The organism is Nocardia sp. NPDC057353, from assembly GCF_042667085.1.
In the GTDB taxonomy this organism is placed as follows: Bacteria; Actinomycetota; Actinomycetes; order Mycobacteriales; family Mycobacteriaceae; genus Nocardia.
Genome location: NZ_JBHVAK010000043.1, coordinates 30,696 through 51,474 on the forward strand (window position 1 = coordinate 30,696; position 20,779 = coordinate 51,474).

20 protein-coding genes are annotated in these 20,779 nt (G+C 71.3%); 17 read left to right on the forward strand and 3 right to left on the reverse strand.

Features of this window, described 5'->3' with window-relative positions:
• The first annotated feature begins 1 nt into the window (after position 1).
• The 12 genes from ACFUUZ_RS21540 (at position 2) to ACFUUZ_RS21595 (ending at position 11,938) form a co-directional block, all read left to right on the forward strand.
• Entirely contained in the window at positions 2-1,633 is a 1,632-nt protein-coding gene (locus ACFUUZ_RS21540; RefSeq protein WP_378698867.1) for a bifunctional 3-(3-hydroxy-phenyl)propionate/3-hydroxycinnamic acid hydroxylase, read from the forward strand.
• Positions 1,602-2,552, forward strand: coding sequence for a 3-carboxyethylcatechol 2,3-dioxygenase (locus ACFUUZ_RS21545; RefSeq protein WP_378698869.1), 951 nt, complete (start codon positions 1,602-1,604; stop codon positions 2,550-2,552). The genes ACFUUZ_RS21540 and ACFUUZ_RS21545 overlap by 32 nt, the downstream gene beginning before the upstream one ends.
• Complete coding sequence (locus ACFUUZ_RS21550) at positions 2,549-4,249, forward strand: FAD-binding protein (protein ID WP_378698871.1); 1,701 nt, start codon at positions 2,549-2,551, stop codon at positions 4,247-4,249. The genes ACFUUZ_RS21545 and ACFUUZ_RS21550 overlap by 4 nt, the downstream gene beginning before the upstream one ends.
• Positions 4,246-5,037: a coniferyl-alcohol dehydrogenase gene (locus tag ACFUUZ_RS21555; protein WP_378698873.1), complete on the forward strand. Its 792-nt coding sequence runs from the start codon at positions 4,246-4,248 to the stop codon at positions 5,035-5,037. Before ACFUUZ_RS21550 ends, ACFUUZ_RS21555 begins: the two co-directional genes overlap by 4 nt.
• 22 nt (positions 5,038-5,059) lie before the next feature.
• On the forward strand, positions 5,060-6,049 hold the full coding sequence (locus tag ACFUUZ_RS21560; RefSeq protein WP_378698875.1) for a cyclase family protein: 990 nt from the start codon (positions 5,060-5,062) through the stop codon (positions 6,047-6,049).
• Between the two features lie 18 nt (positions 6,050-6,067).
• Positions 6,068-6,673 carry an NADPH-dependent FMN reductase gene (locus ACFUUZ_RS21565; RefSeq protein ID WP_378698877.1) on the forward strand — a complete coding sequence of 202 codons (606 nt, stop codon included), beginning with the start codon at positions 6,068-6,070 and terminating at the stop codon, positions 6,671-6,673.
• Complete coding sequence (locus ACFUUZ_RS21570; RefSeq protein WP_378698879.1) at positions 6,670-7,524, forward strand: alpha/beta fold hydrolase; 855 nt, start codon at positions 6,670-6,672, stop codon at positions 7,522-7,524. The genes ACFUUZ_RS21565 and ACFUUZ_RS21570 overlap by 4 nt, the downstream gene beginning before the upstream one ends.
• A gap of 61 nt (positions 7,525-7,585) precedes the next feature.
• Positions 7,586-8,404: an SDR family NAD(P)-dependent oxidoreductase gene (locus ACFUUZ_RS21575; protein WP_378698881.1), complete on the forward strand. Its 819-nt coding sequence runs from the start codon at positions 7,586-7,588 to the stop codon at positions 8,402-8,404.
• Positions 8,405-8,423: 19 nt separating this feature from the next.
• Complete coding sequence (locus ACFUUZ_RS21580; protein ID WP_378698883.1) at positions 8,424-8,618, forward strand: ferredoxin; 195 nt, start codon at positions 8,424-8,426, stop codon at positions 8,616-8,618.
• Between the two features lie 25 nt (positions 8,619-8,643).
• Complete coding sequence (locus tag ACFUUZ_RS21585) at positions 8,644-9,876, forward strand: cytochrome P450 (protein WP_378698885.1); 1,233 nt, start codon at positions 8,644-8,646, stop codon at positions 9,874-9,876.
• Positions 9,877-9,951: 75 nt separating this feature from the next.
• Positions 9,952-10,602 (forward strand): TetR/AcrR family transcriptional regulator, encoded by a 651-nt coding sequence (locus tag ACFUUZ_RS21590; RefSeq protein ID WP_378698888.1) that lies wholly within the window; start codon positions 9,952-9,954, stop codon positions 10,600-10,602.
• Between the two features lie 133 nt (positions 10,603-10,735).
• The gene (locus ACFUUZ_RS21595; RefSeq protein ID WP_378698890.1) at positions 10,736-11,938 is read left to right on the forward strand and encodes a cytochrome P450; all 1,203 of its coding nucleotides are present in this window, start codon (positions 10,736-10,738) and stop codon (positions 11,936-11,938) included.
• A gap of 36 nt (positions 11,939-11,974) precedes the next feature.
• Here the strand turns inward: ACFUUZ_RS21595 and ACFUUZ_RS21600 are convergent, their stop codons facing one another.
• Complete coding sequence (locus tag ACFUUZ_RS21600) at positions 11,975-13,513, reverse strand: alpha/beta hydrolase (RefSeq protein WP_378698892.1); 1,539 nt, start codon at positions 13,511-13,513, stop codon at positions 11,975-11,977.
• Between the two features lie 11 nt (positions 13,514-13,524).
• Positions 13,525-14,238, reverse strand: a complete 714-nt coding sequence (locus ACFUUZ_RS21605; RefSeq protein WP_378698894.1) for a MerR family transcriptional regulator — start codon at positions 14,236-14,238, stop codon at positions 13,525-13,527.
• A 152-nt stretch (positions 14,239-14,390) separates the two neighbouring features.
• On the opposite strand from ACFUUZ_RS21605, the gene ACFUUZ_RS21610 reads away from it, so the two are divergent.
• Genes ACFUUZ_RS21610 through ACFUUZ_RS21620 form a run of 3 tightly spaced genes read left to right on the forward strand, consistent with a single transcriptional unit; the run spans position 14,391 to position 18,113 of the window.
• Complete coding sequence (locus tag ACFUUZ_RS21610) at positions 14,391-16,262, forward strand: alpha/beta fold hydrolase (protein ID WP_378698896.1); 1,872 nt, start codon at positions 14,391-14,393, stop codon at positions 16,260-16,262.
• 46 nt (positions 16,263-16,308) lie between these two features.
• Positions 16,309-17,331 carry an ABC transporter substrate-binding protein gene (locus ACFUUZ_RS21615; RefSeq protein WP_378698898.1) on the forward strand — a complete coding sequence of 341 codons (1,023 nt, stop codon included), beginning with the start codon at positions 16,309-16,311 and terminating at the stop codon, positions 17,329-17,331.
• Positions 17,332-17,336: 5 nt separating this feature from the next.
• Positions 17,337-18,113, forward strand: a complete 777-nt coding sequence (locus ACFUUZ_RS21620; RefSeq protein WP_378698920.1) for an SDR family NAD(P)-dependent oxidoreductase — start codon at positions 17,337-17,339, stop codon at positions 18,111-18,113.
• Positions 18,114-18,160: 47 nt separating this feature from the next.
• Here ACFUUZ_RS21620 and ACFUUZ_RS21625 read toward each other — a convergent pair whose 3' ends face one another.
• Positions 18,161-18,622: a hypothetical protein gene (locus tag ACFUUZ_RS21625; protein WP_378698900.1), complete on the reverse strand. Its 462-nt coding sequence runs from the start codon at positions 18,620-18,622 to the stop codon at positions 18,161-18,163.
• Between the two features lie 205 nt (positions 18,623-18,827).
• Here ACFUUZ_RS21625 and ACFUUZ_RS21630 point away from each other — a divergent pair, with 205 nt between their 5' ends.
• On the forward strand, positions 18,828-19,643 hold the full coding sequence (locus ACFUUZ_RS21630) for a hypothetical protein (RefSeq protein ID WP_378698902.1): 816 nt from the start codon (positions 18,828-18,830) through the stop codon (positions 19,641-19,643).
• A complete protein-coding gene (locus ACFUUZ_RS21635; RefSeq protein ID WP_378698904.1) occupies positions 19,630-20,778 on the forward strand; it encodes a hypothetical protein in 1,149 nt (382 codons plus the stop codon). The genes ACFUUZ_RS21630 and ACFUUZ_RS21635 overlap by 14 nt, the downstream gene beginning before the upstream one ends.
• The last annotated feature ends 1 nt before the right edge of the window (position 20,779 follow it).

The following is a 20,779-nucleotide window of genomic DNA, read 5'->3' on the forward strand; positions in this document are numbered from 1 at the left end:
CGTGGCAACCGATTACGACGTGCTGCTGGTCGGCGCAGGCCCGGTCGGGCTCACGCTGGCCAATGTGCTGGGCGGGCACGGCGTGCGCACCCGGGTGGTGGAGGAGCGGCCGACGCTCATCGACTACCCGCGCGGGGTCGGGCTGGACGACGAGTCGCTGCGCACCTTCCAGTCCGTCGGGCTGGTGGAACAGGTGCTGCCGCACACCAATCCGAACCAGATCATGCGGTTCGTCGACGGCAGGCGCAGGCTGCTGGCCGAGATCGCGCCCACCGACACCTCGTTCGGCTGGCCCAAGCGGAACGGCTTCGTGCAGCCGCTGGTCGACGCCGAGCTGTTGGCGGGGCTTTCCCGATTCCCGTCGGTCGAGGTCTCGTGGGACACCGCCATGACCGGGTGCGTGGACATCGGGGAGCACGTGGAGGTCGCGCTCGGGGACGGCAGCGTGGTCACCGCGAGGTACGTGGTCGGCTGCGACGGCGGGCGGAGCGTCACCCGCAAGCAGATGGGGGTGAGCTTCGAGGGCACCACCTCGCCGACCCGCTGGCTCGTGGTCGACCTGGCCTCGGATCCGCTGGGACACCCCAATATCGAGGTCGGCGCCGACCCGGCCCGGCCCAATGTCTCGGTCTCCATCGCGCACGGCATCCGGCGCTTCGAGTTCATGATCCACGACGACGAGCCGGACGAGCTCGCCGAGGACCCGGCCTTCTTCCACCGGATGGTGGCGCCCTTCGTGCCCTACCCGGAGCGGCTGGAGGTGCTGCGGCGCCGGGTCTACACGCACCACTCCCGGATCGCGGGCAGCTTCCGAGCCGGGCGGCTGCTGCTGGCGGGCGATGCCGCGCACCTCATGCCGGTGTGGCAGGGCCAGGGGTACAACAGCGGCATCAGGGACGCCGCCAACCTGGGGTGGAAGCTCGCCGCGGTGGCGACCGGCAGGGCGGGCGACGCGCTGCTGGACAGCTACGACACCGAGCGGCGCAAGCACGCGCGCGCCATGATCGACCTCTCCACCCTGGTCGGGAAGGTGATCTCGCCGACCAACAAGCGGGTCACCGGTGCCCGCGACGTGCTGGTGCGGGCCGCCGCCCGCATCCCGTCGGTGAAGTCGTACGTGCTCGGCATGCGGTTCAAGCCGATGCCGCGGTACGACACCGGGGCGGTGGTGCACACCTGGTCGCGCTCGCCGAAATCCGCCGTGGGGACGCTCTTCGTGCAGCCGCGGGTCGACACCCGCGAGCGCGCCGACGTCCTGCTCGACGACGTGCTCGGGCCGTGGTTCGCGGTGCTGTGCTGGAACAACCGGCCGCGGGAGGTGCTCGGCGAGCGCGAGTTCGCGCGCTGGAAGGCGCTCGGCGCGGTCTTCGTCGCGGTTAGACCCGCCTGCCAGCTGCACTGGCCGGACCACGACGACCCGGACGTGCTGATCGTCGGCGACCGCACCGGCGGGCTCAAGCGCTGGTTCGACGGGCACCTGGACTCGGTGCTCTTCCTGCGCCCGGACCGCTGCGTCGCGGGGGCCTCGCCCGCGCAGTACGCGCCGGAGGTCGGCGCTGCGCTGGCCGATGCGCTCGATCTCGTGCCGGAGGGGGGTCGCGATGCCGCTGGGCGTGTGCTGCGTCTCGCATAGCCCGCTGCTCGAGCTGCCCGGCCCGGGGCGGGAGCTGCTCGACGACGTCGAGGGGGCGCTGGACCGGGCCGCCGGGTTCGTCCGGGAGTTCGATCCCGAACTGGTGCTGACCTTCTCGCCGGACCACTACAACGGGTTCTTCTACCGGACCATGCCCGCGTTCTGCGTCGGGACCGCGGCGAGCGGGGTCGGCGACTACGGCAGCCACGCCGGGCCGCTGGACGTACCTGCCGAGCTGGCGACGTCGCTGGCCGAGGCGGTGCTCGCCGACGGGGTCGATGTCGCGGTGTCGGTGGCCATGGAGGTGGACCACGGCACCGTGCAGCCGCTGCGCAGGCTGCTCGGCTCGGCCACCGCGCTGCCGGTCATCCCGATCTTCGTGAACGCGGTCGGGGTGCCGCTCGGGCCGCTGCACCGGGCCGCCGCGCTGGGGGCGGCGGCCGGGCGCTTCGTCGCCGGGCTCGGGAAGCGGGTGCTGATCGTCGGCTCCGGCGGGCTCTCGCACGACCCGCCGGTGCCCGCGCTCGCCACCGCCACCGGGCCGGTGCGCGAGCGGATCGTGCACGGGGCGCCGATGTCGCCCGAGGCGCGGGCCGCCCGCCAGGAGCGGGTCATCGCCGCCGCCCGCGAATTCGCCGCGGGCGAGGGGCCCTCCGCCCCGCTCGCGCCCGAGTGGGACGCGAGCTTCCTGGACGTGCTCGACCGCGGCGCGCTGGACGCCTTCGCGGGCTGGGACAACGCCGAGATCACCCGCACGGCGGGCAACTCGGCCCACGAGGTCCGCACCTGGGTGGCCGCCTTCGCCGCCCTCGCCACCCAGGGCCCCTACCGGGTGGCCGACCGCTACTACCGCGCCGCCCCCGAACTCATCGCGGGTTTCGCCGTCCGCACCGCGCTGCCCGAAGGGAGGTCGGCATGACCGAACCAGTGGAGACCGTCGATGTTCTCGTCGTGGGATCCGGCGGTGGCGGGCTCACCGCCGCACTCGCCGCCGAAGCCGCCGGGCTCACCGTCCTCGTGGTCGAGAAGGCCGCGTACTACGGCGGCTCCACCGCGCTCTCCGGCGGCGGCATCTGGGTCCCGAACGCCCCGGCCCAGCACCGCGACGGCTTCGAACTCGACCCGGACAGCGTGGTCCAGTACCTGCGCACCATCACCGAGGGGCTGGTCACCGACGAGCGGCTGCGCGCCTACGTGCACCGGGCCCCGGAGATGATGGCCTTCCTGGAGAACCGCAGCCGCTGGCTGGAGTTCGTCTGGAAACCCGGCTACGCCGACTACTACCCGGAGCTGCACGGCGGCTCCGACCAGGGCAGCACCATCAACGTGCCCCCCATCGACCTGCGCGAACTCGGCCCGGACGAGGAGTTGCTGCTCAAGCCGCTCGCGCTGGCACCGAAGGGCATCTGGCTCGGCCCCAAGGACCTGCGCCTCTTCTACCAGGTCCGGCAGAACTGGCGCGGCAAGGCGGTGCTGGTCAAACTGCTCTGGCGGAAGTTCCGCGCGCACGTCTTCGGCGACCGGATCGCTGCCATCGGGCAGTCCCTGGTGGCGCGGCTCCGGCTGGCGCTGCGCGAGCGCGACATCCCGCTCTGGCTGAACGCCCCCATGACCGAGCTGACCACCGGGCCGGACGGCGAGGTCACCGGCGCGGTGGTCGAGCGGGACGGCGTCCAGGTGCGGATCCGCGCCGCCCGCGGCGTCATCCTCGCCACCGGCGGCTTCGACCACGACATGGAGTGGCGCAGGCGCGAGGAGCCGGTCATCGAGGAGGACTGGAGCTTCGGGAACCCGCTCGCCACCGGGGACGGGATCCGCGCGGGCGAGAAGGTCGGCGCGGCCACCGAGCTCATGGACGAGTCCTGGTGGTTCCCGTCCATCCAGTGGCCGGACGGGCGGATGCAGTTCCTGCTCAACGAGCGGATGATGCCCGCGCAGTTCATCGTGAACGGCGACGGCAGGCGGTACATCAACGAGGCCGCGCCGTACATGGACTTCGGCCACGCCATGCTGGCCGGGCAGCGGACCGGCGTCGACCACATCCCGAGCTGGCTGATCACCGACCACCGCTCGTGGAACCGCTACGTCGTCGCCGGGCACCTGCCGCTGCCGAGGATCCCGTTCGCCCCGGTGCCGACCGGCCGGAAGATCCCGCAGGCGTGGCTGGACTCCGGCGTCGTGGTCGCCGCGGACTCGTTCGAGGAGTTGGCCGCGAAGATCGGCGTACCGCCGGAGCAGCTGCGCGCCACCGCGGAGCGCTTCAACGAGCTCGCGGAGTCGGGCCACGACGACGACTTCGACCGCGGCGACAGCGTCTACGACAACTACTACGGCGACCCCACGCTCCCCAACCCCAACCTGGCGCCGCTCCGCGAACCCCCGTACTACGCCTTCCGCATGGTCCTCGGCGACCTCGGCACCTCCGGCGGGCTGCGCACCGACGAGCACGCCCGCGTGCTGCGCCCCGACGGAACCGTCGTCCCCGGCCTCTACGCCACCGGCAACACCGCGGCCCCCGTCATGGGCCGCTCCTACGCGGGGGCGGGCGCCACCATCGGCCCCGCCATGACCTTCGGCTACATCGCCGCCGAACACCTCGCAGGCGGTGGCCGATGACGCTCGCCGAACTCTGGCGCTACGACGGCAGGCGCGCCGTCGTCACCGGCTGCGCCTCGGGAATCGGCGCCGAGGTCGCACGGCAGGTGCGCGAACTGGGCGGCACCGTGATCGGGCTGGACCGCGCCGACCCGGTCGGCGAGCTGCACCGGTTCCACCGGGTCGACATGGCGGACCCCGCGTCGATCGATGCGGCGGTCGCGCGGCTCGGCCCGGTGGACACCCTGTTCAACGTCGCGGGCGTCTCCTCCGGCATCGGCGACCCACTGCGGGTCGTCACCATCAACTTCCTCGGCCTGCGCCACCTCACCGAGGCCATGCTCCCGCGGCTGGCACCGGGCGCGACCATCGCGAGCGTCTCCTCCCTGGCCGCCGCGAACTGGCTCGACCACCGCGACCAGACCACCGGCCTGCTCGACACCGACGGCTTCGACGCCGGAAGAGCCTGGTGCGCCGCCAATCCGGCGGCACTGGCGGACGGCGGCTACCGCCTCTCGAAGGAGGCGATCATCCACTACACCGCCCGCGCCGCCGCCCCGCTCGGCGCGCGCGGCATCCGCGTCAACTGCACCGGGCCCGGCGTCACCGAGACCCCGATCCTGGACCAGCTGCGCACCGCCTACGGCGACCAGTACCTCGACACCATCCCCAAACCGCTCGACGGCCGCGTCTCCGACCCGGGCGAACAGGCGGCGGTGCTGGTGTTCCTCAACAGCGCGGCGGCGAGCTACGTGACCGGCCAGGTGATCTGGGTGGACGGCGGCAATGTGGCAGGGCGTCTGGCATGAAAACCTCGGAAGGACAACGACAGTGGCAAGCTTGACCGATTTCCGCAAACTCGGCGACGAGGTCCGCAACTGGGGCCGGTGGGGCGCCGCCGACGAACTCGGCACGCTCAACTTCATCACCCCGGACAAGGTGGCGCAGGCCGCGGGCCTGGTGCGGCACGGGAAGGTGTTCCCGCTCGGCGTCGACTTCGGCTCCTCCGGCCCGCAGGGCGCCTTCAAGTTCCGGCACAACCCGGTGCACGTCATGACCGTGGACGGCGGTGACGTCACCGCGCTCACCGAGTACGGCCCCAAGTGGCTGCGCAACAGCGTCGGCGCCGAGGTGGCGGGCTTCTTCGCGGACAACCCGTTCCGCTTCAACGACGACATGATCGTCATGCCGCTGCAGGCCGCCACCCAGTGGGACGCGCTCTCGCACGTCTACTACGACGACACGCTCTACAACGGCTTCCCGGCCGCCTCGGTGACCAGCTTCGGCGCCTACCACTGCGGCATCGACAAGGTGGACGGCAAGGGCATCACCAGCCGCGGCGTCCTGCTCGACCTGGTGGCACACCGCGGCGCGGAGACCTTCCTCGCCCCCGGCGAGCCGATCACCCCGGACGAGCTGGACGAGGTCGCGAAGCGGCAGGGCGTCGAGATCGGCAGCGGCGACATCGTGCTGGTGCGCACCGGCTGGTGGGCCAGGTTCGAAGAGGTCGGCGACGGCGCCGAGCCCTACTCCGGGCTGGACTGGCGCTGCGCCAAGTGGCTGCACGAGCGCGAGGTCGCCGCGGTCGCCGCGGACAACCTCATGGTCGAGGACCCGGTCTCCGGCGTCGACGGCACCTTCCTGCCCATGCACATGCTGTGCCTGCGCGACATGGGGCTGATGCTCGGCGAGTACTGGGACCTGACCGCGCTCGCCGCGGACTGCGCCGCCGACGGCGTCTACGAGTTCCAACTGGTCGCGCCGCCGCTGCGGGTGGTCGGCGCGGTCGGCTCCCCGCTGAATCCCATCGCCATCAAGTAGATGAAGGAGGTAGCGGCCATGACCGCGAGCACCACCCCGGTGACCACCGAGCCGCACCGCGCGGGCGGCCGCCCCTTCGTGGTCGGGATCGGCGGCACGCTGCGCGCCGGGTCCTCGACCGAGCGCGCGCTGCGGCACTGCCTGGCCGCGGTCGAGCGCAACGGCGGCGAGACCCGGCTCTTCGCCGGCCCCGATATCGACCTGCCCATGTACAGCCCGCACGACCAGGCGCGCACCGCCGAGGCGGCCGCGCTGGTGGCGGCGCTGCGCCGGGCCGACGCGGTGGTGATCGGCTCGCCCGGCTACCACGGCGGCGTCTCCGGACTGGTCAAGAACGCACTCGACTACATCGAGGACCTGCGCGGCGACTCCGTCGTCTACCTGGACAACAAGCCGTGGGGCTGCATCAGCTGCGCCTACGGCTGGCAGGCCGCGGTCGGCACGATCGGGCAGCTGCGGGTGATCGGGCACGCGCTGCGGGCCTGGCCGACCCCGCTCGGCGTCGCCATCAACTCGGCGGAGCCGGTGTGGGACGCGAGCGGCGAACTGGTCGACGAGACCGTGCGCGGCCAGCTCGAGCTGCTCGCCACCCAGGTGCTCGCCTTCGCGGGACACCGGGCATGATCGCCGAGCGCAGGACGCTGCTGGTGGACGGCGCCCGCACCAGCTACCTGGAGGCGGGGGCGGGCGAGCCGGTGGTGCTGCTGCACGGCGGCGAGTTCGGCGCAGGCGCCGAACTGGGGTGGGAGTTCACCGTGAACGCGCTGGCCAGGCGGTACCGGGTGCTGGCGCCGGACATGCTCGGCTTCGGCGAGTCGGCCAAGGTGGTCGACTTCACCGACGGCCGCGGGCTGCGGATCCGGCACATCGCGCGCTTCCTGGCGCTGCTCGGCATCGAGTCGGCGCACTTCGTCGGCAACTCCATGGGCGCGATCAACCTGCTGGTCGACGCCACCTCCGAGCGGCCGAAGCTGCCTGCGCGCAGCCTGGTGGCGATCTGCGGCGGCGGGGAGATCCAGCGCAACGAGCACACGGCCGCGCTCTACGACTACGACGGCTCGCTGCCCGGCATGCGCCGGATCGTCACGGCGCTCTTCCACGGCGGCTCCTGGCCCGCCGACGAGGGGTATGTGCGCCGCCGGTACGAGTCCAGCATCGCGCCGGGGGCTTGGGAGGCGCTGGCGGCGGCTCGCTTCCGGCGCCCGGGGCTGGAGCCGCCCACGGCGCCGTCGAGCGAGCGGCCCTACCACCGGATCGGCGTGCCGGTGCTGGTCGTCGAGGGCGGCGAGGACAAGCTGCTGCCGCCGGGCTGGGCCGCCGAGATCGCCGCGCTCATCCCGGACGGGCGCGCCGCGGTGGTGCCCGGCGCAGGTCACTGCCCGCAGATCGAGCGGCCGGAAATAGTGAACGCCCTGCTCCTGGACTTCCTCGCGGACTGCGCGAAGCCAGTTGCCCGAAAGGAGATATCGGCATGAGCGGAACAGCTCCGACGGAGGCGCGGAGCGCGATCCCGCGCCGGTCCGGGACGGACGCGTCATGAGCGATCTGACGGGCAAGGTCGCCGTGGTCACCGGGGGAGCGGCGGGGATCGGACGGGCCGTGGTGGCGCGGTTCGTGGCCGAGGGCGCGCGGGTGGTCGTCGGTGACCTCGACCCCGAGCGCGGGGCCGAATCCGTCGCCGGGCTCGGCGCCGCCGCGGTGTTCCAGCCCGCAGACGTCTCCGACCCGGAGCAGGTCGAGGCGCTGATACTGCGGGCGACCACCGATTTCGGCGGCCTGCACATCATGGTGAACAACGCGGGCATCTCCGGCCGGATGCACAAGAGCATCCTGCACGACGACCTCGCCGACTTCCACCGCGTCCTCGGCGTGAACCTGCTCGGCGTCATGGCCGGGACCAGGCACGCCGCGCGGCACATGGCCGAGCACGGCGGCGGCTCGATCATCAATGTCTCCTCGATCGGCGGCATCCAGGCGGGCGGCGGCGTGCAGACCTACCGCGCCTCCAAGGCCGCGGTCATCCACTACAGCCACTCCGCCGCGATCGAGCTGGCGCAGTTCGACATCCGGGTGAACTGCCTGGCGCCGGGCAATATCCCGACCTCGCTGCTCTCCTCGTCCGGCAGCGGCATGTCCGACGCGGCGCGGGAGAAGTTCACCCGGCTGGCCCGCGAGGCCATGCGCAACGACCGCCCGCTGCAGCGCGACGGCACCCCGGAGGACGTGGCGGAGGCGGCGGTCTACCTGGCAGGCGACCGGGCCCGCTACATCACCGGGACGGTGCTGCCGATCGACGGCGGCACCACCGCGGGCAAGCCACTGGCCAAGCAGTTCGACAAGGCAGCCGCGCGCTGACCCCGGAGAGAGAGAACCCATGAAAGTCACTGTCGACCAGGTCAAGTGCGTCGCGGCCGGGCACTGCGTGATGCACGCGGACGAGGTCTTCGACCAGCGCGACGACGACGGCATCGTCGAACTGCTCGATCCGAACCCGCCCGCAGAGCTCGCCGACGAGGTGCGCCAGGCGGCGGCGGTCTGCCCCGCCATGGCGATCCACGTCGAGGAATGATCCCCCCACCCTCCAGGAGTGAACCGTGACCGAAACAGCCACCAGCAGTGTGACCGCGGAGGTGCCCGAGTACCCGATGGTGCGCTCCGCGGGCTGCCCCTTCGCGCCGCCGGAGCAGGCCCTGAGCATGGGCCGGGCCCGCCCGCTGAACCGGGTGCGGATCTGGGACGGCAGCACGCCGTGGCTGGTCACCGGCCACGCCGAGTTCAAGGAGCTGATGTCGGACCCACGGGTCAGCGTCAACGACAAGGTGCCCGGCTTCCCGTACTGGAACGAGGGCATGAAGGCGATCAAGGACTCCAGGCCGAAGTCGCTCTTCACCACCGACGGTGAGGAGCACCAGTTCTACCGCAGGATGCTCACCAAGCCGTTCACCTTCAAGCGGGTCAAGCAGCTGCGCGAGGTGATCCAGCAGGTCACCGACGAGCACATCGACACCATGCTGGCCGGGCCGCAGCCCGCCGACCTGGTCGCCGCGCTCGCCCTTCCGGTGCCGACGCTGATGATCAGCGAGATGCTCGGCGTCCCCTATGCCGACCACGAGTTCTTCCAGCAGCACGCGAGCGCCAACGTCGACCGCTTCGCCACCAAGGAGCAGGCCGAGGCCGGGCGCAGCATCCTGGCCCGCTACCTGGTCGAGCTGGTGAAGCAGAAGCTGGAGGAGCCTGCCGAGGACGCGCTCTCCGACATCGCCGAGCGGGTGCGGGCCGGCGAGATCGATATGCGCGAGGCCGCCCAGCTCGGCACCGGGCTGCTCATCGCGGGCCACGAGACGAGTGCGAACATGATCTCGCTCGGCGTGCTCGCCCTGCTGCGCAACCCGGAGCAGTGGGAGCTGCTGCGCTCGACCGACGACCCGAAGCTGGTCGCGAGCGCGGTCGAGGAGCTGCTGCGCTACCTCAGCGTCATCCAGAACGGGCAGCGCCGGGTGGCGCTGGCGGACATCGAGATCGCCGGTGTCACGGTGCGCGCGGGCGAGGGGCTGATCTTCGACCTGGCCCCGGCGAACTGGGACGAGAAGGCGTGGGAGGAGCCGGAGCGGCTCGACATCACCCGGCCCGCGCTGCAGCACGTCGGCTTCGGCTTCGGGCCGCACCAGTGCGTCGGGCAGCAGCTGGCCAGGGCCGAGCTGCAGATCGTCTTCGGCACGCTGGCGCGGCGGATTCCCACGCTGCGGTTGGCGATCCCGTTCGAGGAGGTCGAGTTCAAACACGACCGGCTCGCCTTCGGCGTCTACGCACTCCCGGTTGCCTGGTAGCGGCCCGGCGCGCACGTGTTGTGTGCCACTGCGCGCCACCGTACAATGCGCCGCCGCGCCGAGTACTATGCCCTGATGCACACCAGTGAGGAGCAGCAGCCCGCCTGGAAGCAGCGCGCCGTGGAGCGGTCGCTGCGCACCGCGACGCAGCGGGCGGGCGACCGGGTGCAGAAGTTCCTGGACGCCGCGCAGGCCATCATCACCGAGAAGGGCAGCACCGACTTCACGGTGCAGGAGGTGGTCGACCGCTCCCGGCAGTCGCTGCGCAGCTTCTACCTGCAGTTCGACGGCAAGCACGAGCTGTTGCTCGCGCTCTACGAGGACGCGGTCGGCCGCACCGCCGCGCAGATCAGGGCCGCCACCGGCACCGCGGATGACCCGGTGGCGAAGCTGCGCACCGCCGTCGAGCTGCTCTTCCAGCTCTGCCGCCCGGACCCGGAGGCGCGGCGCCCGCTCTTCACCGAGTTCGCGCCGCAGCTGATCGGCTCGCACCCGAACGCGGTGCGCTCGGCGCACACCGCGCTCTTCACGCTCTTCGCCGACCTGCTCACCGAGGTGCAGGAGGCGGGCGCGCTGGTGCCCGACGGCAATCCGCGCAGGCTGGCCGCGCTGACCATGCAGACCGTCATGTTCATCGCGCAGCCGTCCGACACCGACGGCGACCCCGACCCGATCACCGCCGACGAGGTCTGGCGGTTCTGCGCGCACGGTATCGCCGCGCGCTGATCCCTCCCCGTCCCGAGGCCCCGGTTCGCCGGGGCCTTTTCGTTTCTCTCCGGATCGCGAGAGAATGCCCTTCTCATCCTTGGAGAAGGTAAGTTACACTGGCGTCCGCTGTTCTCGAGAGAGGCGAAACCCTGTGACCACCAGTGCGGCCAGCGACGTGTACTACGACCCGTACGACGTCGAGCTCAACGCGGACCCCTTCCCGATGTTCAAGCGGCTGCGCGACCAGCTGCCGCTCTACTACAACGAGAAGCACGATTTCTACGCCATCAGCCGGTGGGCGGACGTGAACGCGGCACTGATCGACCACGCCACCTACAGCTCGGCCAAGGGCGCGATCATCGAGCTGATCAAGGCCGATATCGAGATCCCGCCGGGCGTGGTGATCTTCGAGGATCCGCCGATCCACGACATCCACCGCGGGCTGCTCTCCCGCATGTTCACCCCGCGCAAGATCCAGGCGCTGGAGGCGCAGATCCGGCAGTACTGCGTGGACAGCCTGGAGCCGCACGTCGGCACCGGCAGGCTCGACTTCATCGCCGACATCGGCGCGCAGATGCCGATGCGCACCATCGGCCTGCTGCTCGGCATCCCGGAGCAGGACCAGGAGGCCATCCGGGACTTCGCCAACGAGCAGATGCGCACCGAGGAGGGCAAGCCGATGAAGGCCGCCTCCGAGGGCATGGACACCGGCGACATCTTCTCCGCCTACATCGACTGGCGGGTGGAGAACCCCTCCGACGACATCATGACCGAGCTGCTCAACGTCGAGTTCGAGGACCAGAACGGCGAGTGGCGCAAGCTCACCCGCGCCGAGCTGCTCACCTACGTGAACGTCGTCTCCGGGGCGGGCAACGAGACCACCACCCGGCTCATCGGCTGGGCGGGCCGGGTCCTCGCCGACCACCCGGACCAGCGCCGCAGGCTGGTCGAGAACCCCAAGCTCATCCCCAAGGCGGTGGAGGAGCTGCTGCGCTTCCAGCCGCCCGCCCCGCACGTCGCGCGCTACGTCACCCGCGACGTCGAGCTGCACGGGCAGACCGTGCCCGCGGGCAGCGCCATGATGATGCTGATCGGCGCCGCCAACCGGGACGAGCGGCAGTTCCCGCCGGACGGCGACGTCTTCGACATCGACCGGGACGCACGGGGGCACCTGTCGTTCAGCGTCGGCACGCACTTCTGCCTCGGCTCCGCGCTGGCCCGGTTGGAGGGGCGGATCGCGCTCGAGGAGATCCTGAAGCGCTTCCCGGAGTGGGAGGTGGACTCGGCTTCCGCTCGGCTGTCGCCCACCTCCACCGTGCGCGGCTGGGAAACCCTGCCCACCTTCACCGCGTGACGGCGGCCAGGCCAACGGCGCGGGCCGGGCTTGCGCTCACAGCGTGCAGCGCGCGCCGGGCTCCGGGGTCTCCAGCTCGATCAGGTAGCGGGCCACGGCGTCGTTCACGCAGGGGCTGGTGCCGCCGAGCGCGACCGTGTGCTGCTCGCCCTCGACGGTGAGCAGCGCGCCGCCGAGCGCGTGCGCCAGGCTCACCCCGCCGTCGTACGGGGTGGTGGGGTCGCCGGTGATCGAGATGGTGAGGGTGGGCGGGAGGCCCTCGATGCCGGTGGCGTAGGGGTAGCCGAGGGTGGGTTCGGCGGTCCAGGATTCGCAGGGGTCGCGGGCGCCTTCGGGGCCGACGCCGGGGTCGAGGAACGGGGCGATCTGTTGGATCCTGCCCTTCAGCTCGACCTCCTGCTCCGGGGTGTGCCGCTGCTCGTCCAGGCAGTTGATGGCGAGGATCGCTTCGCCGAAGTTGCCGTAGCGGCCATCGGCACCCCGGCCTGCGAAGGCGTCGCCGATGGCGGCGAGGGTAGTGCCGGTGCCGGTGCGGAGTTCGGCGAGCCCCTTCCAGATCACCGGCCAGACCCTGGCGTCGTAGAGCCCGGCGACCACGCCGCCGATGGCACCGTCGTAGGTCATCGGCCTGCCGTCGGCCAGGGTGATCGGCTGCTCGATGAGTGGCCGGGTCAGGCTCTGGAAGACCGCCGTCGCCCGCGCCGGGTCGGGGCCGAGCGGGCAGTCCGGGGTGGCGGCGCAGGCGGCGGCCATGACGTCGAAGGAGCGCTGGAAACCGGCGTACTGGGTGAGCCTGCGCTCGTCGGTGCCGAGCCGGGGGTCGACGGCGCCGTCCAGCACCAGGGCGCGCACCCGCTCGGGGAAGGTCTCGGCGTAGACCGCGCCGAGCCGGGTGCCATAGCTCTGGCCCAGGAAGCTCAGCTTCTCGTCGCCGAGCACGGCGCGCAGGACGTCCATGTCGCGCACCGCGTCCCTGGTTCCGAGGTGCGCCAGCACGTCCTCCCCGCCGGAGCCCGCGGCGCAGCGCTCGACCAGGCGGCGGGTGTCGTCGGCGGTGAGCCGCTTCGGGCCGATCAGCACCGAGGTGATCGCCTGCCCGGCGTCGATCTCGGCGTCGGTGAAGCAGTCCACCGCGGGGGTGGAGGCGCCGACCCCGCGCGGGTCGAAGCCGATCAGGTCGAAGCGCTCGGTGACGGGGCTCTGGGCGAGGGTCTGCGCGGCGACCGCGGCCATGCTCATGCCCGGCCCGCCCGGACCGCCGGGGTTGAGCAGCAGTGAACCGATGCGCTCGCCCCGCGCGGGCGCCTTGAGCAGCGCGATGCTCAGGGTGCGGCCGTCGGGGTCGGCGTAGTCCAGTGGGACCTTGAGCCGGGCGCACTGCAGCGCCGGGTCGCCGGTGATGGCCTGCTCGTCCGCGGCCGTCGTGGCGTACCCGGCGCAGGGGCCGAACGTGAGCCGCTGGTCGTAGAAGCGGGACGGATCCGCGGCGGTGCCGGTATCGGCCCCGCAGCCCGCGAGGCCGAGCGCCATCGTGAGCACCGCGGCCAGGGCCGCGATCCGGGTGCGTGCGTGCACGGTTCGTCTCCTCACTCGCTCTTCATGGCGATACCGATGCGCCGCATGACGTCGAGCTGGGCCGGGTTGTACAGGTCGCGCAGCGCGACCCCGATGGTCTGCGCGGCGCGCTGCGGGGGCAGCTCCAGGTCGCGCATGTCGGGGTGCTCGGCGAGCACCTTCCGCACCCGGGGGATCATCCGCTCGGCCAGGTCGCGCCTGGTCTCGAGATCGGCGTCGGCGGGCAGGTGGTCGAATTCGTGGTCGACCTCGGAGGGCTCGCCCGCCCGCAGCAGGTCGGCGTAGGCGTCGAGCTGGTCGCCGGTGAGCAGCCTGCTCATCACCGTCACCAGGCCGCGGTCGGCGCCGGTGAGGTTGGCGTCGGCGGCGGCCAGCGCCAGCTCCGGCGGCAGGTCGGTCGGCGAGGCGTGCCGCAGCAGCAGCCCGAGTTCGACCCTGGCCCGCTGCAACCGCTCGATGGTGGCCTCCAGCTCCTTGTCCAGCGCGCGCAGCGCCGCCTCGGGGTGATCGTCGGCATCGCCCATCTCGGCGATCTGCGGCAGCGAGAAGCCGAGGTCGGTGAGGCGCTTGATCTGCAGCAGCCGCACCAGGTGGGCGACGCCGTAGTGCTTGTAGTTGTTGCTGCCGCGCTCGGGTTCGGGCAGCAGCCCGACGTCGTGGTAGTGCCGCACCGTGCGCAGGCTGGTCCCGGCGAGCTCGGCGAGCTGCCTGGTGCTCCACCCCATGCTGTCCTCCTCGGGTCGGTCGGTGCGGCCAGTCTCGGGTGTGCCGTAGCGGCACAGTCAAGGGTGACCCGGGTCATGCCCGGAATGTCTTGAGTATGCCGTTACGGCCGGGTGTGTCATGGGGTCGTCCCCGCTCGACGGAAAGGAACGCCATGATCGGCGTCGAGGAATTCTTCGGCTCGCCCGCTTTCACCGCCCCCGTCATCTCCCCGGACGGCGCCCGCATCGCCTACCTGGCCCCGCGCAAGAACCGGATGAACATCTGGGTCCTGGATGTCGCGGGCGGCGAGCCGCGCTGCGTCACCGCCGACGAGACCCGCAATGTGCAGAACGTGTTCTGGTCCCTGGATTCCCGCTGGTTGCTCTACGCCCAGGACGAAGGCGGAAACGAGCAGTGGCACATCTTCCGTGCCGACCCGGACGATCCGGCGGCGCCCGCGGTCGACCTCACCCCGTTCCCCGGCGTCGTCGCGCTGGAGCCGGAGCTGCCGATGCACCGGCCCGGCACCATCCAGGTACAGATGAACAAGCGCGACCCCGCCGCCTTCGACCTCTACGACGTGGACATCGAAACGGGCGAGCTCACCGAGGTGGCGCAGAACCCGGGCGGGGTCGGCTTCTTTCTGCGCAGCCCCGACGGCGCCCTCTACGCCCGCGGCCTGAACGACGACGGCGACCTGGAGCTGAACCGGATCACCCCGGAGGGGCCGGTGCGCATCGCCCGCTTCGCCGGCGGCGACTACCCGATGGGCGTGCAGCCGTTCCAGCTCACCCCGGACGGCACCGGCGTCTGGATGGGCTCCAACCGCGGCACCGACCGCATGCGGCTGGTCCGGCTCGACCTGGCCACCGGCGTTCAGACCGCCGTCGACAGCCACCCCACCTTCGATCTCGACCCGCGCTCCACCGTCGACCCCGCCGCCCCGTACCCGCTCATCCTCGCCCGCGCGACCGGCGAGCTCCTCGGCGTGCGCTACCTGGACGAACGGCTGGAGATCCGGGCGCTGGACCCCGGCTTCGCCGAGATCCTGGAGCGGCTCACCGCGCTCTCCGACGGCGATATCGAGACGCTCTCCAGCGACGACTCCGGGCAGCGCTGGGTGGTGACCTTCGAGCACGACCGCGACCCCGGCGTCGCCTGGTTCTACGACCACGCCACCGGCGCGAGCAGGCTGCTCGGCCGCGCGCACCCGCACCTCGACCCCGCCGCGCTCGCGCCTATGCGCCCGGTCTCGATCACCTCCAGGGACGGGCTGCGGCTGCCCTCGCACCTGACGCTGCCGGTCGGGGTGGAGCCCGCCGGGCTGCCGCTGGTGGTGCTGCTGCACGGCGGCCCGTGGTTCCGGGACCACTGGGGCTACTCCGGCGCCGTGCAGTTCCTGGCCAACCGCGGGTACGCGGTGCTGCAGGTGAACTTCCGCGGCTCCACCGGCTACGGCAAGGCGTTCACCAGCGCCGCCATCGGCGAGTTCGCCGGGGCCATGCACGACGACGTCATCGACGCCGTGGAGTGGGCCGTCGCCGAGGGGTACGCCGACCGGGAGCGGATCGGGATCTTCGGCGGCTCCTACGGCGGCTACGCCACCCTGGTCGGCGTCACCGTCACCCCCGACGTCTTCGCCGCCGCCATCGACTACGTCGGCATCTCCAGCCTGCCCAATTTCCTGCGCAGCCTCCCGTCCTTCACCCGCCCGCACGTCGCCAACAACTGGCACCTGTTCGTCGGCGACCCGGACGACCCGGAGCAGGAGGCGGAGATGCTCGCCCGCTCGCCCATCACGTATGTCGACCGCATCCGCACCCCGCTGCTGGTGCTGCAGGGCGCCAACGACCCGCGCGTCGTCCGCGCCGAATCGGACAATTTGGTTGCCGCGCTGCGGGATCGGGGAGTGGACGTGGAGTACATCGTCAAGGACGACGAGGGGCACGGGTTCGTGAACCCGGAGAACCAGATCGACCTGTTCCGGGCGGTGGAGCGGTTCCTGGCCCGGCATCTCGGCGGAAACGCCCCCGCGGGCGGGTAGCCACCGGTATAAAACATGAAGTGAATCCAGTTCAAGGGAGAACTTCATGGTGAAACGGGTGCTGGCCGGGTTGCTGGTCCTGGCGCTGGCCGGATGCGGCAGCGCGGCCGAGACCGCGCGGCCGGTGGACGGGGCGTGGGCGGACGTGGTCGCGGCGGCGAACCGGGAGGGCGCCGTGACCCTCTACTCCACCCAGTCCCAGCCGATCCTGGCCGAGCTGGAGCGCGCGTTCGAGAGCGCGTACCCCGCCATCGATCTCAGCGTGGTGCGCGGGGTCGACGCCGACCTGCTCTCCCGGATCGACGCCGAGGGGCGCACCGGGCGCGGCTCCGGCGACGTCGCGGTGATCACCGACGTCTCCTGGATGCGCGCGGCCGAGGGCACCGACCGGGCCGTCCCGGTGATCGGCCCTAACTTCGACGCCGCCGAGTACCGGGCCGCGGAGAGTGTCGTGGACGGGAAGTTCTTCCTGGAGGGCGCGGTGGTGCTCGGCTTCGGCTGGAACACCGCCGCCCATCCCCGTGGCATCGCGACCGCCACCGACCTGCTCGACCCGGCGCTGCGCGGCAAGGTCGGCATCGTCACCCCCGCCACCTCGCCGACCTACATCGACTACTACGACCACCTCGAGGAGCACTACGGCGGCCGCGACTTCCTTCGGCAGCTGGCCGCGAACGAGCCGCGCATCTACCCGAGCACGCAGCCGCTCGGCCAGGCGCTGACCTCCGGCGAGATCACGGCGGCGCTCATGTCCAATCCCATGCTCCCCGAGCGCGCGGCCGGTGCGCCGGTGGCCTGGACCGAGGGCCCGCACGTCTGGGGCGCGCGCTGGTACGGGCTGGCGCTCGGCTCCGCGCCGCACCCCAATGCCGCCCAGGTGCTCGCCGACTTCATGGTGAGCCGCGCGGGTCAGGAGGTGACCTCGCCCGGGTTCGGGGCCGCGCTGCCCGATATCGCCGGGGCGATCGCGGTCGCGCAGGATGTTCCCGATCAGAACCTCGAGGTCACCACGGGCGACGGCGCCGAGCGCTACCGCACCGGCTGGGACCGGATCTTCTACAACCGGTGAGCGACATGGACTTCGACGGGAAGATCGCGTTGGTCACCGGCGCCGGATCGGGGATCGGCGCGGCCACGGTGCGTGCCCTGGTATTCCGCGGCGCGAAGGCGGTGTACGCCTGCGATATCGACGAGGCCGCGGCCCGGCGGGTGGTCGCCGAACTCGGCTCCGCCACCCCGCTCGGCATGGACGTGGCCTGTGCGGACCAGGTCTCCGCCGCCTTCGACACCGTGCTCGCGGCACACGGGCGGATCGATGTCGTCGTGCACGCCGCCGGTGTGGACGACCCGGGCAGCAAACAGCGCATGTACGAAGCGGCGGAGCAGAACCGGCCGCCCGAGGTGCTGGCCCACCTCGACGACACCGCCTGGCGCCGCATCATGTCCGTCAACCTCGACGGCACCTTCTACGTGCTCCGCGCGGCAGTCCGCGCCATGCGCGAAACCGGCGGAGCCATCGTCACCGTCGGCTCGTCGTCCGCCTTCGACACGTTGACCGGCTACCCCCACTACGCCGCCTCGAAGGCCGGGGTACACGCCCTCAGCCAGGCCGTCGCCAAGGAGGTCGCCCCCTTCGGCATCCGCGTCAACACCGTCGCCCCCGGCCCCGTCGACACCGCCATGGCCGCCCGCACCCCGCCGCATCTCCGTGCGGCCATGATCGCGAACGGGTTTCGCGGCTACGCGATGCCCGAGGAACTCGCCGACAACATCCTCTACCTCGCCTCACCGGGTGCCGCCAATGTCGTCGGCGCGGTGCTGCTCAGCAACGGCGGTCGCTTCACCGTCTGAGCCTTCGATCCGGCTGGTGCCCGGCGCCCTGAATCCGGGTCGGTGCTTCACCGCGAGGTGTACTCGGTATGCGGCAATTGCACCCGTCGTTCGCGGACCGCCGAGATCAGGTCCGCATAACCCTCGAGAGTCTGAGCCATGCGGTGGGCCGCGTCGTGGAGTTGCCGGGCGCTTCCTGGGCGCCGCAGCGTGCGGTGGACTTCCGCATGGACCTGTGCGACGTGACTGATCACCTCGCCGAGGGAGTGGGTGTGGCGCGGCATGTTGGCCGAGCGTGGTAGGTGCAGGACCGCCCATTCATCGATGTCGGCGATCAGCTCGCGAACTCGCGTACGGGCGGCGAGCTCGTCGAAATCTCGCGGACGATGCGCGGGTGAGACCGCGACCGCTGCCAGCGTGGCATGCAGATCGCCGAGTTCTCTCGCCCATTCGATGAAAGGTGAGTGGCCGGAGAGGTGCCCGGTGATCGCCAGGGACAACTGCCGGTGCTCCAGCAGCCCCGGTGACACGTCCGTGAGGGTGTCGGACGGCGGGTCGGAGGAAGTGCGTCCGCGCGGCATCGGTAGTCGCCCCTTTGTGTAGATTCGCCGGAAGTCGTACAAAGAACTGTGCCGAACAGCGGCCGGTCGACATAGCCACCGTCACTACACCGTCGTGACACCTCCGTGCTCTTGGCGGAGTACTCGACCGGCAGCCGCGCGAAGGGGGATCGCGATGGAATGGACTGGCCTCGAGGCAATCGCGCTGAAGAACGCCACTCGGCGCTCGATCCGTGAATTCGCCGCAGACCTCGGCGTCGGACAGAACACCGTCACCAAGTGGGGTCGGCTCGGAGAAGACATCACTCTGCGCCCGATCACGCAGCGCGTGCTCGATGAGGCGCTGGCGCGGGCGGACGAAGCGGCCAAGGCTCGGTTCGCTGCGACGATCGGCCGCCCGAACGACTCGACCCACTGGGCCGCCGGGCAGGTGGTGAACCTCGGCCTGCACATCGATCTGCGGATAGACGCCGATGCCGCTGCCGAGGTCACCTACCGTTACGAGACGCTCAACATGTCCGACCGTCCACTGACTCGAATGGTGCGGGAACTGTGGTTCAAGCACACAGACGGCGGGCTCCGCGTCGAACCCCTCGAGAGCAGTGCGCACAGAGTGGCGGTGCAGCGCATTCACGACACCGCGAACCTCGTGAAGTTCGCCTGCCAGATCTCACCGCCGCTGCAGCCCGGCGAGACCGCCGCGGTGGGGTATCGGTGTTCGGGCGGTCGGTTCCTCGAGTCGCTGTACTGGCGACAGTCGATCTATCGGCACACCCGGCATCTCCGACTCGACCTGCGTCATGAGGGAGCAGGGAAGATGGTGTCCTGCGCAGCCACGGAGGAGCATCCGGACGGCTCCGAGAACTCGGCGGCGGACCAGCTGATCTGGGACCACGAGGACGGCGATGTCGTCGCCACGCTCCGCCGTGAGCACCTTCGCCCGAACCAGTCGATGACCCTGCGCTGGGAGGTCACACGTGCGCATTCGTGACGCTGCGGAACAAGCTGTCCGGGCATGGAATCAGCACGAGCTGGCTCGCGGTGCCCCGCCGATCATCGATTACGACTTCTATCCGCCGACCTCGGCCAACGAGATCGAGCCGGTGGATCGGCTCTCGACCCTCTTCCGGCTGCGGGCTCTGCGTGCGGACTGCACCGAAACGGTTGTCGCGCAGCGGATCGACGCTGATTCGGCGTACCTGCGAGCGCTGATAGGGGAGCGAATCCCGCTGGACGACTATGTCCGGGCGACCCAGGGGTGCCCGGCGACGGGCTGGGACGCGGAGTACGTCACCGAGTGCGGCCGGGTCGCGCAGGGGTGCCTCGATGACGCCGGGATCGGGTGGGGTCCGGAGGCAATGACAGAACTCGCCGCGGCCGAAGGTCCGATCGACCCGGCAAACGCGCCGGAGGCGATTCGCGCGGCTGCCGCGGACTACGAATCCGCAGTGCGGACCGTGACGGGTTCGGATGCCCCCTACCGGCTGACTATCGAGACGGCCGAGGTGGACGCGTACTGGGCGTACTGGCTGGACGGGGCCGGGAATCGAGTGCGGCTCCGACTCAACACGCGGAATGCGCAGTACACCGAGGTCCGCGCCCGCCAGTTCGCGCTGCACGAAATTCTCGGACACGGGTTGCAGAGTGCAAGTATGGCGGCCCGCTGCGCCGAGGAAGACGTGCCGTGGGTGCGGCTGCTGTCCGTACACGGGCCGCAGCAGGTGCTGCTCGAGGGGTGGGCCCAGGCCATGCCGCTGTTCGTCGCGCCCGACGATCGGGAACTCGCCATGCGGGTGCGGCTCGATCACTACACGCAGCTCGTACGGGCCGAGCTGCACCTGAGCCTCGAGCGCGGGGCGCCGATCGAGGAGTGCGCGGATCTCGCGCGGCGGCGGGTGCCCTGGTGGAGTGATCGCTACATCGCCGACGCCCTCGCCGACCGGGGCACGAACCCGCAGCTGCGCAGCTATCTGTGGGCCTATGCCGCAGGCATCGACTGGTTCGTGCACCTGGCGGCAGCGCCACCGTCCACTGTCGACACGGTGCTGCGCGCGGCCTATCGAGCGCCGCTCACCCCGGCTGAACTGTGCGATCTCTGGCCGGAGGGGCCGAGCATCGGCGGTTGAG

Coding starts and splice junctions, on each gene's coding strand:
- ACFUUZ_RS21545 (WP_378698869.1), top strand. CDS start 1,602: ATGCCGCTGGGCGTGTGCTGCGTCTCGCATAGCCCGCTGCTCGAGCTG.
- ACFUUZ_RS21550 (WP_378698871.1), top strand. CDS start 2,549: ATGACCGAACCAGTGGAGACCGTCGATGTTCTCGTCGTGGGATCCGGC.
- ACFUUZ_RS21555 (WP_378698873.1), top strand. CDS start 4,246: ATGACGCTCGCCGAACTCTGGCGCTACGACGGCAGGCGCGCCGTCGTC.
- ACFUUZ_RS21565 (WP_378698877.1), top strand. CDS start 6,068: ATGACCGCGAGCACCACCCCGGTGACCACCGAGCCGCACCGCGCGGGC.
- ACFUUZ_RS21570 (WP_378698879.1), top strand. CDS start 6,670: ATGATCGCCGAGCGCAGGACGCTGCTGGTGGACGGCGCCCGCACCAGC.
- ACFUUZ_RS21575 (WP_378698881.1), top strand. CDS start 7,586: ATGAGCGATCTGACGGGCAAGGTCGCCGTGGTCACCGGGGGAGCGGCG.
- ACFUUZ_RS21580 (WP_378698883.1), top strand. CDS start 8,424: ATGAAAGTCACTGTCGACCAGGTCAAGTGCGTCGCGGCCGGGCACTGC.
- ACFUUZ_RS21590 (WP_378698888.1), top strand. CDS start 9,952: ATGCACACCAGTGAGGAGCAGCAGCCCGCCTGGAAGCAGCGCGCCGTG.
- ACFUUZ_RS21605 (WP_378698894.1), bottom strand. CDS start 14,238: ATGGGGTGGAGCACCAGGCAGCTCGCCGAGCTCGCCGGGACCAGCCTG.
- ACFUUZ_RS21610 (WP_378698896.1), top strand. CDS start 14,391: ATGATCGGCGTCGAGGAATTCTTCGGCTCGCCCGCTTTCACCGCCCCC.
- ACFUUZ_RS21615 (WP_378698898.1), top strand. CDS start 16,309: ATGGTGAAACGGGTGCTGGCCGGGTTGCTGGTCCTGGCGCTGGCCGGA.
- ACFUUZ_RS21620 (WP_378698920.1), top strand. CDS start 17,337: ATGGACTTCGACGGGAAGATCGCGTTGGTCACCGGCGCCGGATCGGGG.
- ACFUUZ_RS21630 (WP_378698902.1), top strand. CDS start 18,828: ATGGAATGGACTGGCCTCGAGGCAATCGCGCTGAAGAACGCCACTCGG.